Annotated in this window: 13 protein-coding genes, 1 tRNA gene and 1 pseudogene; 11 read left to right on the forward strand and 4 right to left on the reverse strand. The window is 62.2% G+C overall.

Going from position 1 to position 17,390, the window contains the following annotated elements; translation table 11 throughout:
* The first annotated feature begins 25 nt into the window (after window positions 1-25).
* The 5 genes from P0D96_RS11300 (at window position 26) to P0D96_RS11320 (ending at window position 5,566) form a co-directional block, all read left to right on the forward strand.
* Window positions 26-1,075 (forward strand): DNA-3-methyladenine glycosylase family protein, encoded by a 1,050-nt coding sequence (locus P0D96_RS11300; protein ID WP_132373882.1) that lies wholly within the window; start codon window positions 26-28, stop codon window positions 1,073-1,075.
* Window positions 1,076-1,199: 124 nt separating this feature from the next.
* Window positions 1,200-2,171, forward strand: a complete 972-nt coding sequence (locus P0D96_RS11305) for an acetyl-CoA carboxylase carboxyltransferase subunit alpha (RefSeq protein WP_007181378.1) — start codon at window positions 1,200-1,202, stop codon at window positions 2,169-2,171.
* A 48-nt stretch (window positions 2,172-2,219) separates the two neighbouring features.
* Entirely contained in the window at window positions 2,220-3,656 is a 1,437-nt protein-coding gene (gene tilS, locus P0D96_RS11310) for a tRNA lysidine(34) synthetase TilS (RefSeq protein ID WP_408313430.1), read from the forward strand.
* Between the two features lie 384 nt (window positions 3,657-4,040).
* Complete coding sequence (locus tag P0D96_RS11315) at window positions 4,041-5,291, forward strand: aspartate kinase (RefSeq protein ID WP_132373884.1); 1,251 nt, start codon at window positions 4,041-4,043, stop codon at window positions 5,289-5,291.
* A 181-nt stretch (window positions 5,292-5,472) separates the two neighbouring features.
* Window positions 5,473-5,566 (forward strand) — tRNA-Ser (locus P0D96_RS11320).
* Window positions 5,567-5,724: 158 nt separating this feature from the next.
* Here P0D96_RS11320 and P0D96_RS11325 read toward each other — a convergent pair.
* Window positions 5,725-6,639, reverse strand: a complete 915-nt coding sequence (locus tag P0D96_RS11325) for an amidohydrolase family protein (protein ID WP_408313432.1) — start codon at window positions 6,637-6,639, stop codon at window positions 5,725-5,727.
* Between the two features lie 275 nt (window positions 6,640-6,914).
* A pseudogene (locus P0D96_RS11330) lies at window positions 6,915-7,273 on the reverse strand (porin); the annotation flags it as partial.
* A gap of 668 nt (window positions 7,274-7,941) precedes the next feature.
* On the opposite strand from P0D96_RS11330, the gene P0D96_RS11335 reads away from it, so the two are divergent.
* Window positions 7,942-8,289, forward strand: coding sequence for a hypothetical protein (locus tag P0D96_RS11335; RefSeq protein ID WP_132373886.1), 348 nt, complete (start codon window positions 7,942-7,944; stop codon window positions 8,287-8,289).
* A gap of 145 nt (window positions 8,290-8,434) precedes the next feature.
* Here the strand turns inward: P0D96_RS11335 and fabI are convergent, their stop codons facing one another.
* Window positions 8,435-9,226, reverse strand: coding sequence for an enoyl-ACP reductase FabI (gene fabI / locus P0D96_RS11340; protein WP_408313434.1), 792 nt, complete (start codon window positions 9,224-9,226; stop codon window positions 8,435-8,437).
* Between the two features lie 126 nt (window positions 9,227-9,352).
* On the opposite strand from fabI, the gene P0D96_RS11345 reads away from it, so the two are divergent.
* The 5 genes from P0D96_RS11345 (at window position 9,353) to P0D96_RS11365 (ending at window position 15,927) form a co-directional block, all read left to right on the forward strand.
* On the forward strand, window positions 9,353-11,314 hold the full coding sequence (locus P0D96_RS11345; RefSeq protein ID WP_408313436.1) for an extracellular solute-binding protein: 1,962 nt from the start codon (window positions 9,353-9,355) through the stop codon (window positions 11,312-11,314).
* 35 nt (window positions 11,315-11,349) lie between these two features.
* Window positions 11,350-12,387 carry a microcin C ABC transporter permease YejB gene (locus P0D96_RS11350; protein ID WP_132373889.1) on the forward strand — a complete coding sequence of 346 codons (1,038 nt, stop codon included), beginning with the start codon at window positions 11,350-11,352 and terminating at the stop codon, window positions 12,385-12,387.
* Window positions 12,387-13,493, forward strand: coding sequence for an ABC transporter permease (locus P0D96_RS11355; RefSeq protein WP_408251236.1), 1,107 nt, complete (start codon window positions 12,387-12,389; stop codon window positions 13,491-13,493). Before P0D96_RS11350 ends, P0D96_RS11355 begins: the two co-directional genes overlap by 1 nt.
* Window positions 13,490-15,124, forward strand: coding sequence for an ABC transporter ATP-binding protein (locus P0D96_RS11360; protein WP_408313438.1), 1,635 nt, complete (start codon window positions 13,490-13,492; stop codon window positions 15,122-15,124). Before P0D96_RS11355 ends, P0D96_RS11360 begins: the two co-directional genes overlap by 4 nt.
* A gap of 137 nt (window positions 15,125-15,261) precedes the next feature.
* A complete protein-coding gene (locus P0D96_RS11365; protein ID WP_408175917.1) occupies window positions 15,262-15,927 on the forward strand; it encodes a C40 family peptidase in 666 nt (221 codons plus the stop codon).
* A 141-nt stretch (window positions 15,928-16,068) separates the two neighbouring features.
* Here the strand turns inward: P0D96_RS11365 and P0D96_RS11370 are convergent, their stop codons facing one another.
* The gene (locus P0D96_RS11370) at window positions 16,069-17,016 is read right to left on the reverse strand and encodes a patatin-like phospholipase family protein (RefSeq protein WP_408313440.1); all 948 of its coding nucleotides are present in this window, start codon (window positions 17,014-17,016) and stop codon (window positions 16,069-16,071) included.
* Between the last annotated feature and the right edge of the window lie 374 nt (window positions 17,017-17,390).

Below are 17,390 nucleotides of genomic sequence, written 5' to 3' on the forward strand. Positions count from 1 at the left end.
ATCGACTCGCCAGGCAGGAGGCAGGATGGCAACGGCCACGAAGACGCCGGCTAAACGAGCCGCGTCTCAAACAAACGCGGCAACCGCGGCAAAGTCGACACGCACGTCGGCTCGCACGGGCGGCGGCGCGGTAAGGAAAGCATCGTCGAAAGCCGCCGGGGTGGCGGCCAAGACGGCAGCGGGTGCAGCGACAAAGACCGCCGTGAAGCGCGGGCTCAATGGCGCGTCGGCGCATGCGCCTCTCGCGAAGCGCGCGAAGGCGCCGCGTTTGAAGAGCAATGGCGCCTTGCCGGCTGAATTGGCCGGCGACGTGCAGGAGCTCGCCCGCGTAACGGTGGAGGGGCACGAAGGCGAAGTCGTGCGCAAGACGCGCGCGTCCGCAACCGCGGGCGGCGAAGCGGCGAGCGCGAGCGAAGTCGCGGTGCCGGTGCAGATCGGCGGCCTCACGCCTGAAGTCACGCGCCCGGCCTATTGGGACAAGGCGTGTGCCGACCTCGTCAAGCGCGATCGCATTCTGAAGAAACTGATTCCGAAGTTCGGCCCGGTGCATCTGCTGAGCCGCGGCGATCCGTTCGTCACGCTCGCGCGCTCGGTGGTCGGCCAGCAGATTTCGGTCGCGTCCGCGCAAGCCGCCTGGGCGAAAGTCGAGGCCGCCTGTCCGAAGCTGGTGCCGCAGCAGTTCATCAAGCTCGGTCTGGAAAAGCTCACCACGTGCGGGTTGTCCAAGCGCAAAGCCGAATACGTGCTCGATCTCGCGCAGCATTTCGTTTCGGGTGCGCTGCACGTCGGTAAATGGACGTCGATGGAAGACGAGGCGGTGATCGCAGAACTCACGCAGATTCGCGGCATCGGCCGCTGGACGGCGGAGATGTTCCTGATCTTCAATCTGTCGCGCCCCGACGTGCTGCCGCTCGACGACCTGGGCCTGATCCGTGCGATCAGTGTCAACTACTTCAGCGGCGAACCGGTCACACGCAGCGAAGCGCGCGAGGTCGCCGCCAACTGGGAGCCGTGGCGTACCGTCGCCACCTGGTATATGTGGCGTAGTCTTGATCCGTTGCCGGTCGACTACTGAAAAAGAAGAAACGGGACCATTTCAAAAGCTATCGACTGTTAAAGATTGATAGTTGCGAGATGGTTTTGACATCGGCGAGCGCGGTTAGAATACGCGCTGCCGGTAAGTCCAAGGATTACAAACAATGAAGACCACGTTTCTGGATTTCGAACAGCCGATCGCTGAACTCGAAGCGAAGATCGAAGAATTACGCTTCGTGCAGGACGATTCGGCCGTCGATATTTCGGAAGAGATCGAGCGGCTGTCCAAGAAGAGTCAACAGCTCACCAAAGATCTGTACGCGAACCTCACGCCGTGGCAGGTTTCGCAAATCGCCCGTCATCCGCAACGTCCGTACACGTTCGACTACGTCAACGAGCTGTTCACCGATTTCCATGAACTGCACGGCGACCGCAACTATGCGGATGACCTGTCGATCGTCGGCGGCCTCGCGCGCTTCAACGGCCAGGCGTGCATGGTGATCGGCCATCAGAAGGGCCGCGACACCAAGGAGCGCGCGCTGCGCAACTTCGGCATGCCGCGTCCGGAAGGCTATCGCAAGGCCGAACGTCTGATGCGTCTCGCCGAAAAATTCGGCTTGCCGATTTTCACGTTCATCGACACGCCGGGCGCGTACCCGGGCATCGGCGCGGAAGAGCGCGGCCAGTCGGAAGCGATCGGCCGAAATCTGTACGTCATGGCCGAGCTGAAGACGCCGCTGATCGCGACGATCATCGGCGAGGGCGGTTCGGGCGGCGCGCTGGCGATCGCCGTCGGCGACAGCGTGCTGATGCTGCAATTCTCGACCTATTCGGTGATCTCGCCGGAAGGCTGCGCCTCCATTCTGTGGAAGAGCGCCGCGAAAGCGCCGGAAGCCGCGGAAGCGCTCGGCCTGACCGCGCATCGTCTGAAGGCGCTCGGTTTGATCGACAAGATCGTCAACGAGCCGTTGGGCGGCGCGCATCGCGATCCGAAAGGCATGGCCGCCATGTTGCGCCGTGCGCTCGCCGATTCGCTGCGCCAGTTCCAGGGCATGAGCATCAACGACCTGCGTCAACGCCGTTTCGAACGGTTGATGTCGTACGGCAAGTTCAAGGAAACGACGCCGGGTGCGTAAGCCCGCGCGCGTTCTCTTTCGTCCTGCAGCGCCCAGCGCGCGAGTGACGTGATTCCCACCGCCGAAACGCCCGCCGACCGCCTCGTTCTCGAGGCCGTCGGCTTTTCGTTGTCTACGCTGCCCGCTGACGCGCGTATTGCGATTGCGTTGAGTGGCGGCGTGGATTCGAGTGTGCTGCTCGATGCCGCGGTGCGTGTCGCGGGCGCGTCGCGTTGTCTCGCGCTGCATGTGCATCATGGGCTGAGCGCGCATGCCGATGCGTGGCTCGCGCACTGCGAGGCGTTTGCGCGGGAGCGTGGCGTCGAGTTCGCGGCAGAGCGCGTCGAGGTGTCGCGTGACGCGGGCGTGAGTGTCGAGGCCGCCGCGCGCGCCGCGCGTTATCGCGCGCTGGACGACATGTGCGCATCGCGCGATGTCGCCACGTTGTGGCTCGCGCAGCATGCGGACGATCAGGCGGAAACCGTGCTGTTGCAATTGCTGCGTGGCGCGGGTCTCGCGGGTCTTGCCGCGATGGCGCCTGAGTATTTGCCGGCGGGTGCGTCAGTGACGCGCGTGCGGCCTTTGCTTCATCTGCTGCGCGCGCAACTCGAGCAATACGCGGGCGAGCGTGCGTTGCAATCGATCGACGACGAGTCGAACGCCGATACACGCTACGCACGCAATGCATTGCGCCACGAGGTGACGCCGGCGTTGGCCGTCCACTTTCCAGGGTTTCGCGACGCGCTCGCGCGCACGGCGGCGCACGCGGCGTCTGCGCAGCGTTTGCTCGACGCGCTGGCGCGCATCGATATGGAATCCGCTTCACGCGACGAAGGGCGTGCTCTATCGCACGATGCATTGCTCGCGTTCGACGACGATCGCGCGCTCAACCTGATGCGTTACTGGATGCGCACGTCGGGTTTCGTCGCCGCATCGAGCGCGCGTCTCGGCGATGCACTGCGTCAGCTACGTGAGATTGGCGCGGCGGGCGAGGGCCACGGTCTGCGTATCGATCACGCGGGACATGCGTTGCGCAGCTATCGCGGCCTCGTCTATTGGGAAGCGGGCGACAGCAACGAGCCCGCCGACGAAACCGCGCTCGCCGCTCGCGCGATCAGCGAACTCGCGTGGCAAGGCGAGTCGATCTGGCGTTTGCGGCAATGGCGCGGCACTTTCGTATTCGCCGACGCAGACGTTGCCGCCGGCGACTCCGACACGATTCCCGCGAGCGTTCTACGGCGCGCCGTGTTGAGCGCGCGATCGCGCAGCGGCGGCGAGCGGATGCGCACGAGCGAAGCGCGCAATGCACCGAGCCGCACGCTGAAAAATCTGTTCCAGGAGCGCGGGGTTCCCGCGTGGAAGCGCGACGTGCCGCTGCTTTACGTCGGCGACGATCTGCTGTTCGTGCCTCTGCTCGGCGTCAATCGCGCAACGTTGCCGGAACAGGTCGACGAGGCCGAAACACGCGTCAAGATCATCTGGCGCGAGGATCTGCTGATCGCCTGACCGGCCGGTCGGACACGTGGATTAGCCGGGCGGTGAATCCGGAAATAGGGCGCAAATCCGCATGAAACAGGCCTTTGCAGCCCTTATTTGGCGAATTCCAATAGCCTTTCCGGCTTGTCTTTTTGCCCTCGATCGGGTACGTTTACTTGTTTGCCCGACCCGATTTCGCCGTCGCTTTTGTTGAATTAGTCGGTTTTCGATCGTGATCCGTCGTTTCCGGTAAGCCATCAGCGATCATTCCCGGGCAAATCCGCGCGTGCTGCACGCGTGCTGCATTTACGCCGCCACACACTCTGCCGTCGTTCACAAGACGTTGCGCGCCTGTGCTTTTGTGCGGTCGTCTCCAGCGCGCCAGCGCGGTTTCTCCTCCAGTTCAGAACGACAATGGCACTCATCGTACATAAATACGGCGGCACCTCGATGGGCTCGGTCGAGCGCATCAAGAACGTCGCCAAGCGCGTCGCGAAATGGCACAAGGCTGGCCACAAGATGGTCGTCGTGCCGTCGGCGATGTCCGGCGAAACCAACCGCTTGCTCGGTCTCGCGAAAGAAATCACGGGTCAGCCGAACCCGCGCGAACTCGACATGATCGCCGCCACGGGCGAGCAGGTCAGCTCGGGTTTGCTGGCTATCGCGCTGCAGGAAGCCGGCGTCGAAGCGGTCAGCTACGCCGGCTGGCAAGTGCCGGTCAAAACGGATAGCGCGTTCACGAAAGCGCGCATCAGCGAAATCGACGGCGAGCGCGTGCTGCGCGATCTCGACGCAGGCAAGGTGGTGGTGATCACCGGCTTCCAGGGTATCGATCCTGACGGCAATATCACTACGCTCGGCCGTGGCGGTTCGGATACGTCGGCGGTCGCGGTCGCGGCTGCGTTGAAAGCCGATGAGTGCCTGATTTACACGGACGTCGACGGGGTCTACACGACCGACCCGCGCGTGGTCGAAGAAGCGCGCCGGCTCGATCGCGTGACGTTCGAAGAAATGCTGGAAATGGCAAGCCTGGGTTCGAAGGTGCTGCAGATCCGCTCGGTGGAATTCGCCGGCAAATATCAGGTGAAGACACGTGTGTTGTCGAGCTTGACCGATCCGCTGATACCGCTCGACGCTGAAATGAAGTCGGGCACCCTGATTACTTTTGAAGAAGACGAGACCATGGAAAAAGCAGTCATCTCGGGCATCGCGTTTCAGCGCGACGAAGCTCGCATTGCCGTGATGGGTGTGCCCGACAAGCCGGGCATCGCGTATCAGATTCTCGGTCCGGTGGCGGACGCGAATATCGACGTCGACATGATCATCCAGAACCAGAGCGTGGAAGGCAAAACGGCGTTCACGTTCACGGTCGGCCGCGGCGATTATCAGCGCGCCATGGACATCCTTACGACCCAGGTGAAGGGCCACGTACAGGCCGAGCAGGTGCTGGGCGATCCGAAGGTGTCGAAGGTCTCGGTGGTCGGCGTCGGCATGCGTTCGCACGTCGGTATTGCGAGCACGATGTTCCGCACGCTGTCGGAAGAGGGCATCAACATTCAGATGATCTCGACCTCCGAAATCAAGATCTCGGTGCTGATCGACGAGAAGTACATGGAGCTCGCCGTGCGCGCGCTGCATAAAGCGTTCGAACTGGATCAAGCGTAATTTGCTTCGAACAACGGGGTGGACAAGAGCGCTCCGTTTGTTTTGCGCGGCCGAGGTGAATAAATTGCGTCGCCGGTGACGAAACTGGCACAAAAAATGTTCGCGAGACATTGACCTTCGCGGTTCGGCCCGCTATTATCTTGGCTTCGTCGCGCTGACTCCCTGCGCGACCGAAAGTTTGGGAGACGTGGCCGAGAGGTCGAAGGCACTCCCCTGCTAAGGGAGCATCTGGGCCAAAACCTGGATCGAGGGTTCGAATCCCTCCGTCTCCGCCAGTGATGGTGGCAAACCCCGCAGAGTCTAGGCTCTGCGGGGTTTTGTTTTTGGGCGTTGCAGTTCGAGTGGATTGGTACAGTGACGGCCTGCTGTCGCTCAATCTCATTCGTGACCGTATGTGCAATCACGCACTCAATTCGGTCCTCCAAGTTAACGTTTAGCTTAGCTTGTAAATCCGAACTGCTGTGTCATGCAGCAGTCTTCGCTGTTCCGAAACACTGAACTCTGCAATCACCTCGAAGTACGCGCGATAAAGCTGTTCGAATGTGCAAGACAGCTTGCTGATCGGCATATGACTCGCGAACATGCAGCGGTCAGGCCCAAAAACCTCGATGGCTTGCAGTATCCAAGGGCGAACCTGAGCGACCGTCCAATGAATGCCGAAGATGCATTCCAGCCCAAAAATTTTGACAGCCACATTGGGACACGCGCCGACCAACGTCATTCCACGTCGCCACGCCGCCTGGCCTTCGCTAGTCAGATCGAGCGGCCAGCCCAGCACAGGCAGCACGAACTGAATGTCTGGAAACGCAGTCGCGAGCGATGCGAGTTCGGGAAGTTGCGGGGCGAATATCTCGATTTCGCAGATCAGATTGCGCCCGCGCAGCGAAGCGAGTCCGCGTCGCCATGCCGCGTCCGACATGAGGCGCGGCGCCGTTGCATAGCGAAGCAGCGGGTTCGCCGGGTGCCAACCCAGATGCTGACGAACGCAATGGATCCGATTTGTTGATGCATACGCGTCCAGCGTGCCCGGCAGATCGGGATTCGAAAAATCGACCAAAGCGATGATGCCGTCCGGGCGTCCTGTGGTGTTCGCAAGGTCCTGCGCCCAGCGTGTTTCGCCCACCGGATCGGTCGAAATGAACTCGGCCCAGACTGTGCCGACGACATTCAACGCGCTCGTGTCGCGCGCGTAGTCGTCGGGTAAGTACATGCGGGGGAGCGCACTGTAGTCACCAACGAGGGCTTCGAAGCCTTCGCTGCGCGTCGCGAACACGGGGTAATGGAAGCGCCGGGCGTCGTAGAAGTGTTGGTGACAATCAAGGATCGGCAGGGCGGCGCAGTCCATCATCCAGGTCTCCGTACGCGAGAGCCAGCACTGAAGCGCAGTGCTTGTCCGGCGAGGTTAGCATGAGTCGGTTCGGCGTCCTGTGAGGAGACAGATGGCAGGTTGTCGTCGCCTTGCTGTCGGCGTGTTGAGAAGCAGCGAACGTTGTCTGAATGGCTGGCTTCGCCGGATCACTGAGCGTGGGTTAGCTGGAACCCGCGAAGTCCCACGGCGTGCTCTCGCGGCCGATTTCGTGCGCGGGTCTGCCGTTCGTCAATCGCCGCTGCAAGCCGCACTCGAAATGCGTGCTGCGGCCCCACCATCCCAACGAACTGCAATGGCCCCGACGACAGCGACGTCCTATTCTGCGAGTCGCCCACCACCGCCACCGCATCGGTAATGCTCGTGGCGCCGCCCGCCGCGATCAGCGTCTTGCCGCGTGCGAGCTGTTACGCCTTCAGCGCGTACACCGTAGCGGGCGTAGAGCGGTTGTAGGTCTGCTCCAGTGATATCTAGTGATAGCGCGCCGGATCGCTCATGCCGTTTGCCTTGCTCGCGCACGTGCTGCTGTACCCGGCGCCGACTGTCACAGTGGGCGTGATGCGATATGTCGAAATCACGCCGTACGTGTTGAACACGGTTCGCTGGCGAACAGCGAGCTATCGGCATTTGGTGTCAGTCATCGTATCACTGGTATGCGTGTGAGATACTCTAGGCAAAACCGTTCAATTTTGTCGATTTTCTGGTGAATTTCAATGATATCGGGCGTTTCAACATTAGGTGGCCGACTAGAGATCGGACGACCGGTCACCTTTAAATTTTCGCAGTTCGTTTCGCCTGCGCGACACAAATGGCAGATGGCTGCGTGAGTCCGCTGTGGCGGCGGCGTGCTATGCCTTAAACGAGCGTCGCCGTATGAGCCGGATCGACTGGCGCCTCGAAGCAGGTCGCATTCGATTCAATCCAAATCGAGCGAGAGCGTTTCTGCGCCGAGGCAGGGCAGACGCATGAATAAATAATGCTTCGACATCCTACAGATATTGTCCGCACTGGAAATGACAAATGCCATGCGTGCCTGGCTGCGCATATCGCCGTCGGCCGAATGCCCCGCTGCATGAACGTGCGGCGAGCAGAGCCGCCTTGCATTGCGCCGCGCTCTGATTACAACGCCACCGCTTCTTCACCAAAACCATGTCCAATGTAACGAGACGTAACCGGCCGGCCACGCACGCGATGTTATGCATCAGTTATTACAAACTTGAAATACGCGCAGCGGCGCCTTGCGCTATATTTCCGCCAACAACACATTCTTCCAAAGGGTGATCGATGAAGTCCGCTCGTCTTGTTCCACTTTTGATCGGGGTTTTCGCGCTGGGTGCGTCGGGTGCCGCAATGGCCGGCGGTCTCAGTGTTGGTGTCAACATCGGCATTCCCGCGCCGGTCTACGTCGCGCCGGCACCGGTTTATGCACCGCCGCCTCCGCCCCCGCCGCCGGTCGTCTATCAACCGGCGCCCGTCTACTACGGCGGCCCGGCGATCGTGGTCGGCTGGCATGGCGACCGCTACTGGGACGGACGCCGCTACTGGGCGCGCGATGACTGGTATCGTCATCATCCCCCGGGGCATTACAACTACGGTCACGACCACTACGACAATCATCGCGGCTGGCACTAAGCATCCAGACCCGCGGTTGATCGAATCGCGGCGTCAAAGAAAAACCGCCTGAAAAAGGCGGTTTTTTTGTTGGGCTTCTGCAATAAGCCAGCAAAATGCAGTGGCGCACACAAAGCGCCACGCGCTCACGCGCAAGGCGTGTTGTTCAATCCGTCACGGCAGCCATGCCACCCACCACCGCGCTAAAGCCGCTATCGACGTGCACGATTTCCGCCGTCACGCCGGCCGCCAGATCCGACAGCAGGAACGCCGCCGTATTGCCGACCTGTTCGATCGTCACGTTGCGCTTGAGCGGCGCGTTCTGTTCGACGAACTCGAGAATTTTGCCGAAGCCCTTGATGCCGCTCGCGGCCAGCGTCTTGATCGGGCCGGCCGAAATACCGTTGACGCGCACGCCTTTCGCGCCGAGCGAGACCGCCAGATAACGCACGCTGGCTTCGAGTGAAGCTTTGGCGAGACCCATGGTGTTGTAGTTCGGAATCGCGCGCTCGGCGCCCAGGTAGCTCAGCGTGAGCAGAGACGTGTCCGGCGTGAACATGGATTGCGCGGCCTTGGCGAGCGCGGGGAAGCTATACGCGGAGATCTCGTGCGCGATGCGGAAATTTTCGCGCGTCATGCCGTCGAGAAAATCGCCGGCAATCGCTTCGCGCGGCGCAAAGCCGATCGAGTGAACGAGACCGTCGAGGCCGTCCCAGCGTTGCTTGAGCGAGACGAAGAGGGCGTCGATCTGCGCGTCGTCGGCGACGTCGCAGGGGAACACCAGATCGCTGCCGAACTCGTTGGCGAACTCGGTGATGCGGTCCTTGAAGCGCTCGCCGACATAGGTGAACGCCAGCTCGGCGCCTTCGCGCTTGCAGGCTTGCGCGATGCCGTAGGCAATCGAACGGTTCGACAGCAGGCCAGTCAGCAGGATACGTTTACCAGCGAGGAAGCCCATGAAATCTCCTGATCGGATCGGCGCGCCGCGCACGGCGACAGTGTGCGCAGCAGACGTGCGGATCGCGCGGGTTTATTGGGTAGAATTCTCTCACACTGCAATTGCCCACTGACCAACAAGGCCCCCATGACAACTGGCTCGCGACGGGTTCCAACGCCTCGTGCACTCCGGTGCAGCGTGATTCACAGACCCTTGCGTGCCGGCCTCGCGATTGCGCCGCGTTCATGGCGCTCTGCTTGCGCCGCGCTGATGTGCGGCGTGCTGGCCGTGGCTGGTCTTCTCGTGGCGCCGCGGGCGCACGCGGTCTATGCGATCGCGCAATACGGTGAGCCGAAATATCCGGCGGAATTCAAGCACTTCGACTACGTCAATCCGGACGCGCCGAAGGGCGGCACGCTGGTGCTGGCCAATCCGAGCCGCCTCACCAGCTTCGACAAATTCAATCCCTTCACGCTGCGCGGCAATACGGCGCCGGGTGTGGACCTGATGTTCGAAAGCCTTACCACCGGCAGCAGCGACGAAGTGGCGTCCGCTTACGGGCTGCTCGCCGACGACATCAACATCGCGCCGGATGGACTGTCGGTGACCTTCCACATCAATCCGCGCGCGCGGTTTTCGAACGGCGATCCGGTCACCGCCGACGACGTCAAGTTCTCGCTCGACACGCTAAAAAGCCCGCAGGCCGCGCCGCAATTCGCCTCGATCTTCGGCGAGATCACGCGCGCGGTGGTGGTCGATCCGCATACGATCCGCTTCGAGTTTCACCAGCGCAATCGCGAGCTGCCGTTGCTTGCGGGCGGCATACCGGTGTTCTCGCGCAAGTGGGGAATGAAGCCGGACGGCAGCCGCATTCCGTTCGACCAGCTCGCGTTCGAAAAGCCGATCGGCAGCGGACCTTATCTGATCGAGCAATACGACAACGGCCGCACGATTACGTACCGGCGCGACCCGAATTACTGGGGCGCGGCGCTGCCGGTGCGCGTCGGCATGTATAACTTCGATCGCGTCGTCTACAAGCTGTATTCGGATAGCACGGCGCGGCTGGAGGCGTTCAAGGCCGGCGAGTACGACGCCCTGGTCGAATACGTCGCGCGCAACTGGGTGCGGCGTGATGTCGGCAAGAAATTCGATAGCGGTGAGCTGATCAAGCAGGTGTTTGCGCAACATAACGGCACCGGCATGCAGGGCTTCATGCTGAACACGCGGCGGCCGTTGTTTCAGGACGTGCGCGTGCGCAAGGCGCTGGATCTTGCGCTCGACTTTCAGTGGCTCAATCGGCAGTTGTTCTTTAATCAGTACACGCGTATCGACAGTTTCTTCGCCAACACCGATTTGCAGGCGAAGGGTCTGCCTTCGCCTGGTGAGTTGGCCTTGCTCGAGCCGTGGCGCGCGAAGCTCGCCCCGGCCGTGTTCCGTCCGCCGCCGAAACAGCCGGATACCGATCCTCCCGGCTCGCTGCGCGCCAACCTGCTGGAGGCGCGCGCGCTCTTGCAGGAAGCCGGCTGGACCTACCGCGATGGCGCCTTGCGCAACGCCAAGGGCGAGCCGTTCCGCTTCGAGATTCTCGACGACTCCGGCTCGTCCGCGCAGATGGAGCCGATCGTCGCGACCTTCATCCGCAATCTGCAGAAGCTGGGCATCCAGGCCACGTTTCGCGTGTCGGATTTCGCGGTCTATCAGAAGCGGCTAGACGCATTCGATTTCGACACCACCACCATCCGCATGCCGGACGTGCAGGTGCCCGGCTCCGAGCAGATCGAGCGATTCGGCAGCAAGGCCGCCGATACGCAGGGTTCCGATAACATGATCGGGCTGAAGTCGCCGGTAGTGGATGCGATCCTGAACGCGCTCGTGCATGCGCAGACGCGCGAGCAACTGGTCGACGCCACGCACGCGCTCGACCGTGTGTTGATGCATGGCTACTATGTCGTGCCGCACTGGTACAGCGCGACGCATCGGGTGGCGTTCAAGCGCGGCCTTGCATGGCCGAAAACGCTGCCCCTGTACTATTCGGCGGAAGGCTGGATCACGTCGATGTGGTGGTTCGCGCAGCCACAGTCGCAATCGCAGCCGCAAGCGCAACCTTAACCGCGCTAACGCGTCATTCATTCGGAAACGCCGCCATGTGGAGCTACATCCTCAAACGCCTGCTGCTGATGATCCCGACTTTGCTCGGCGTGCTGACGCTGACCTTCGCCGTGATCCAGTTCGTTCCCGGTGGCCCGGTCGAGCAGATGCAGCACGAGTTGCGCAAAGGCGCCGAGAACGGCGCGCCGTTCGGTCTGCGCGCGCATACCGGTGTCGACGCGCAGCAGATCGCGCAACTCAAGGCGCTATACGGCTTCGACAAACCGCCGCTCGAACGCTACGTGCTGATGCTCAAGCGCTTCTCGACGTTCGATCTCGGTCAGAGCTACTTCCGCCATCAAAGCGTGTGGTCGCTGATCGTCTCGAAGCTGCCGGTATCGATCAGCATCGGCTTATGGACGTTCTTTCTGACGTATCTGATATCGGTGCCGCTCGGCATTGCAAAGGCGATACGCAACGGTTCGCGCTTCGATGTCGCGACGAGCCTCGTGGTGCTGGTCGGCTACGCGATTCCGGGCTTCGTGCTGGGTGTTTTGCTGCTCGTGCTGTTCGGCGGCGGTACGTTCCTGCAACTGTTCCCGCTGCGCAATCTCACTTCGGACAACTGGGCGCAACTAAGTGTCGTAGGCAAGATTCTCGACTATCTGTGGCATATCGCGTTGCCGATCACGGCCTCGGTCGTGGGCAGTTTCGCGGTCGTCACCATGTTGACGAAAAACGCTTTTCTCGATGAGATCCGCAAGCAATACGTGCTCACCGCGCGCGCCAAAGGGTTGTCCGAAAAGCGCGTGCTGTGGAAGCACGTGTTCCGCAATGCGCTGTTGCCGCTGATCGTCGGTTTTCCGGCCGCGTTTATCGGCGCGTTCTTTACCGGCAGTCTGCTGATCGAGACGCTGTTTTCGCTTGATGGCCTCGGGCTGCTGTCGTACGAATCGGTTGTGCGGCGCGATTATCCGGTCGTGCTCGGCACGCTGTATCTGTTCACGCTGATCGGGCTGGCGACCAAGCTGATCTCCGATCTTTGCTACGTGTGGGTCGATCCCCGCATCCAATTCGAACAACTGGAGCGCTGATGAATCGAGCCCGTCTTTCCGCCGATGCGTCGGCGCGCACCGAACCAGCGCGCGCGTTCGTCTCGCCTTCGCCCGCGCGCCGTGTGTGGCAGCGTTTTCGCCAGCAGCGTCTGGGCTACTGGAGCCTGATCGTGTTCGTCGTGGCATTCGCGGCAAGTCTGGCCGGGCCGTTGTGGTCGAACGACAAACCGCTCGTGGTGCGCTACGACGGCAGCCTGTATTTCCCGATGTTCAAGACCTACGCCGAGACCACCTTCGGCGGCGATTTCCCGACGCCGGCCGATTATCTCGATCCGTATATCAAGCATCGTTTCGACGCGCCGGGCAATTTCGCCGTGTATCCGCCGAATCACTACTACTACGACACGCTGAATTACTTTTCGAAGGCGCCGAACCCGGCGCCGCCGTCGCGCGAGAACTGGCTCGGCACCGACGACCGCGGCCGCGATCTGTTCGCGCGTTTGCTCTACGGCTTCCGCGTATCGGTGGAATTCGGGCTGGTGCTGACGCTGATCGGTACCATACTTGGAATCGCGGCGGGCGCCGTGCAAGGTTATTTCGGAGGACGTACCGATATCATCGGGCAGCGTTTGATCGAAATCTGGAGCGCCATGCCGGAGCTTTACCTGCTGATCATCTTTTCGTCGATCTTCGAGCCGGGCTTCATTCTGCTGATCGTGCTGCTCTCGCTGTTCGGCTGGATCGGCTTGTCCGATTACGTGCGCGCGGAGTTCCTGCGCAATCGCCAGCAGGATTACGTGCGCGCGGCGCGCGCGATGGGGCTGTCGAACTGGCAAATCATGTGGCGGCATGTGCTGCCCAATAGTCTCACGCCGGTGATCACGTTCCTGCCGTTTCGCATGAGCGGCGCGATTCTCGCGCTGACGAGCCTCGACTTTCTCGGTTTGGGCGTGCCGTCGCCGACGCCCAGCCTCGGCGAACTGCTCGCGCAAGGCAAGGCGAATCTCGACGCGTGGTGGATTTCGTTGTCCACCTTCGGCGTCCTGGTGGCAATGCTGTTGCTGCTGACCTTCATGGGCGACGCGCTGCGCAATGCACTCGACACCCGTATCTCCGATGCAATGCGCGCCGGAGGCAATCAATGAGCGCGAACTTGCAAAACAATGCGCCACCGGCCACGACCAAGCCGCTGCTCGAACTGGACCATCTGCATGTGCGTTTCGGCGATACGGTCGCGGTGAGCGACGTCACGCTCGCGATCCAGCGCGGCGAACGGGTGGCGCTGGTCGGCGAATCGGGTTCGGGCAAGAGCGTGACCGCGCTGTCGATCCTGCGTCTGTTGAGCGACGCGCAAGTGAGCGGGTCGATCCGTTTCGACGGCGCAGACCTGCTCGGCAAAACCGAGCGCGAGATGCGCGGCTTGCGCGGCTCGGACATCGCGATGATCTTTCAGGAGCCGATGACCGCGCTCAATCCGCTCTACACGGTCGGCGACCAGATTGCGGAAACCATCGTCGTGCATGACGGCGTGACGGCGAACGAGGCGCGCAAGCGCGCCGTGGCGCTCCTGGGACGCACCGGCATCGCCGAGCCGGGCAAGCGCGTGAACAGCTATCCGCATCAGCTGTCGGGTGGCCAGCGCCAGCGCGCGATGATCGCGATGGCGCTGGCGTGCCGTCCGCGTCTTCTGCTGGCCGACGAGCCGACCACGGCGCTCGACGTGACGATCCGCGCGCAGATCGTCGAACTGCTGCTGGAGTTGCAACGCGACGAAGCGGAAAAACGCGGCATGGCCGTGTTGCTGATCACGCACGACCTGAATCTGGTGCGCCACTTCGCGCAACGCATCGCGGTGATGGAGAAGGGCGTTCTGGTGGAGAGCGGGCCGGTCGAGCAGGTGTTCGCGTCGCCGCAGCATCCGTACACGCAACGTCTGTTGGCCAGTCGCCCGGAACGCACGGTGGTGCCGGTTTTGCCGATTTCGCCCGTGCTGCTCGAAGCGCGCGGGATTTCGGTCGATTTCAAAACGAAGTTGCCGGGTTTCAGCGGGTGGTTTCGCTCGGGACGGTTTCGCGCTGTTGCGGACGCGAACGTGTCGGTGCGCCAAGGCGAGACGCTCGGGATCGTCGGCGAATCGGGTTCGGGCAAATCGACGCTGGCGATGGCCTTGCTCGGCCTGCAACGCACCGTGCACGGCGAGATCGAGTTTCAGGGCCGGGCGCTCGGCAGTTATCGCGGCGCCGAACAGACCGCCTTGCGCTCGAACATGCAGGTTGTCTTCCAGGATCCGTTCAGTTCGCTTTCGCCGCGCCAGACCATCGAACGGATTGTCGGCGAAGGGCTCGCGTTGCACCGGCCGACCATGACGCCGCAAGCGCGCCGGGAGAAGGTGATCTCAGTGCTGCGCGAAGTCGGCCTCGATCGCACGGTGCTGCAACGCTATCCGCACGAATTCTCCGGCGGGCAGCGTCAGCGGATCGCGATTGCGCGCGCGCTGGTGCTGGAACCGCGCATCCTGATCCTCGACGAACCGACCAGCGCGCTCGATGTTTCCATTCAACAGCAGGTGCTGAAACTGCTCGCCGGGTTGCAACAGAAGTACAACCTTGGCTTCGTTTTTATTAGCCACGACTTAGCGGTAATCGGGGCAATGGCGCATCGTGTCGCGGTCATGCAAAACGGTTCGATCGTCGAAAGCGGCGAGGTTGAGGAGATTTTTGCGACACCCGCCCACCCCTACACTCGAAAGCTGCTGAAAGCCGCGCTGGACCATTGATTTACCGCTTTTTCACCAATTGGGTGCGGGTCTCGATTGTATTTTTCTATTTGTTTTGACATGTGAATACTTACTGGCTAGTATCGACCAAACTTTTTTCCGTAGACCCCTGATTTTTAGGCAAAAAATACCGACCAATGCGGCACAGAAACCTAACCCAGGCTTGCACGCGCGTCGTCGCCGGGATGTTCATTGGCGTCTTGATGGCAGCAGCTCCCGGCGCGTTCGCCGACGAAGTAAGCAGTTTCAATCAGAATGCCTCATATTCGACCCTCAGCGGGTCGAATTCTTTGTCCGCTCCCAATTCGCAAGCCGTCGCTCCCCCTAGCGACAGCAGCGCCAAATCGTTCCTCTCCGGCATGGCCGGCAAGGCGGGCGACGTGGTCGTCGGCGCCCTGAACATGATCGGCGTGCGCTACCGTTGGGGTGGCAACACCCCGGATTCGGGGCTCGATTGCAGCGGCTTCGTCCGCTACGTGTTCCAGGACACGCTCGGTATGGCGTTGCCGCGCCGCGCCGAGGAAATGAGCCGCGTCGGCGAAAAGGTTCGCGTCAGCGACCTGAAGCCGGGCGATCTGGTGTTCTTCAACACCATGCGCCGCACGTTCTCGCACGTCGGCATCTATATCGGCGACAACAAGTTCGTGCATTCGCCCTCCACGGGCAGCACGATCCGTGTCGACGACATGGATGACGGCTACTGGGAAAAGCGCTTTACCGGCGCGCGCCGGATCGAGGCGTCGTATCAGGACGGCGAGGATTTGCGCAAGCGCGTGAATGCGACCATCGGCGGCAATCAGTAAGAGATTGCGCCGGCGGTTCGCGGCATAAAAAAGCCTGCTTCGAACGAAGCAGGCTTTTTTGCGTTTGACCGGCCGATGCGGCCGTTCCAAGGACCGCTTCAGGTCAGCTTCAGGTCAGCTTCAGGTCAGCTTCGGGTCCGCTTACGCCGCAGCGCGGCTCGCCGCCAGCTTGCGTTGCAACTCCGGCATCATCTTCGCCACCGCTTCTTCGCCCGCCAGAATCGCCGCGTTGCGCTGCGAGAAATCGCTGCCGCTCATGGCGGCCAGATTCGGCCGGATCACGACGTCCGCGTACTTGTCGAGTTCATAAGCCTTGATCGTCTGGCCCATGATCGTGAAGGTCTGCATCAGCACGTCGAACGAACTGGCCGTCAGGCCGCTTTCCGGCCGCTGCGAGATATCCACCGCGATCACGAAATCCGCGCCCATCTTGCGCGCGAACGACGCCGGCACCGGGCTCACCAGGCCACCGTCCACATACTCGTGGCCACCGATCTTCACGGGCTCGAAAATCGACGGCACGCTGCACGACGCGCGCACCGCAATGCCGGTGTTGCCGCGCTGGAACAGGATCGGCTGGCCGGTTCTGAGGTCGGTGGCGACCACCCCGAGCGGCTTGGCCATTTTCTCGATCGGGCGGTTGTTGAGCGTCGTGTTCAGGTAGTTCTGCAGCGCGACGCCTTGCAGAAAGCCGCGCGTGCGAAACGGCATGGCCCAGTCGCTGATCGACGCTTCGTCCATGGTCAGGGCGAGCTTGTTCAGCGCGAAGCCGTTCATGCCCGACGCGTACAGCGCGCCCACCACCGAGCCGGCGCTGGTGCCGGCCACCAGATCGATCTGGATATTGCGCGCCTCGAGCCCCTTGATCACGCCGATGTGCGCGAAGCCGCGCGCAGCGCCGCCGCCGAGCGCGAGCGCGACGCGCAGCGGCCGTTGCGGCTTGTCGAGCGGCGGCGTGGCCGTAACGGGCGTGGTGGCGACGGGCGTGCTATCGGCCTTGCCTCCGGTCGTGGTGCAGGCGGCCAGCACCGCGGAGGCGGCGGCCAGTGAAAAGTTGCGGCGGGCGAGGCTAGGCGATGAGGGCTTCAACGAGTTCTCCAGCAACGGCGCGGGCAACGCAGTCGGCGTCGCCGGTGGCCGCGATCAGGCGGATAGTCAGACGGACGGCATCGCCGGCGGCGATACCATGCGCCGTGGATCTATCTCCGGCCGCAGCGCGCGCACATCATAAAGCAAAGCTTCGCGCGCGCGGCGGCGCGGTAATGAAACGTTGCAGAGGAAGCCCTCGGACGCTATGCGGCGCGGTATGCACGCCGCGCCTGGCCGTTCGGACCAGGGCAGGTAAGACGCTTCTCGAAGGTATAATTCGCCTCTCGCATTTAATTCCTTCGTGCCCATGCACGGCGCTGTTTTGCCGAATGGGCGCGCTCCGCTGCCGCGCTTCATGGGCGATTGTCTGCCCG

Origin of the sequence: Paraburkholderia sp. RL17-347-BIC-D (assembly GCF_046027915.1) — a bacterium.
Taxonomy (GTDB): Bacteria; Pseudomonadota; Gammaproteobacteria; order Burkholderiales; family Burkholderiaceae; genus Paraburkholderia.

Bases quoted from the DNA above. Each gene is read 5' to 3' on its own strand.
- P0D96_RS11305 (WP_007181378.1), top strand. From the start codon at position 1,200: ATGAAGACCACGTTTCTGGATTTCGAACAGCCGATCGCTGAACTCGAA.
- fabI (WP_408313434.1), bottom strand. From the start codon at position 9,226: ATGGGCTTCCTCGCTGGTAAACGTATCCTGCTGACTGGCCTGCTGTCG.
- P0D96_RS11315 (WP_132373884.1), top strand. From the start codon at position 4,041: ATGGCACTCATCGTACATAAATACGGCGGCACCTCGATGGGCTCGGTC.
- P0D96_RS11325 (WP_408313432.1), bottom strand. From the start codon at position 6,639: ATGATGGACTGCGCCGCCCTGCCGATCCTTGATTGTCACCAACACTTC.
- P0D96_RS11350 (WP_132373889.1), top strand. From the start codon at position 11,350: ATGTGGAGCTACATCCTCAAACGCCTGCTGCTGATGATCCCGACTTTG.
- P0D96_RS11335 (WP_132373886.1), top strand. From the start codon at position 7,942: ATGAAGTCCGCTCGTCTTGTTCCACTTTTGATCGGGGTTTTCGCGCTG.
- P0D96_RS11345 (WP_408313436.1), top strand. From the start codon at position 9,353: ATGACAACTGGCTCGCGACGGGTTCCAACGCCTCGTGCACTCCGGTGC.
- P0D96_RS11360 (WP_408313438.1), top strand. From the start codon at position 13,490: ATGAGCGCGAACTTGCAAAACAATGCGCCACCGGCCACGACCAAGCCG.
- P0D96_RS11300 (WP_132373882.1), top strand. From the start codon at position 26: ATGGCAACGGCCACGAAGACGCCGGCTAAACGAGCCGCGTCTCAAACA.
- P0D96_RS11365 (WP_408175917.1), top strand. From the start codon at position 15,262: ATGCGGCACAGAAACCTAACCCAGGCTTGCACGCGCGTCGTCGCCGGG.
- P0D96_RS11355 (WP_408251236.1), top strand. From the start codon at position 12,387: ATGAATCGAGCCCGTCTTTCCGCCGATGCGTCGGCGCGCACCGAACCA.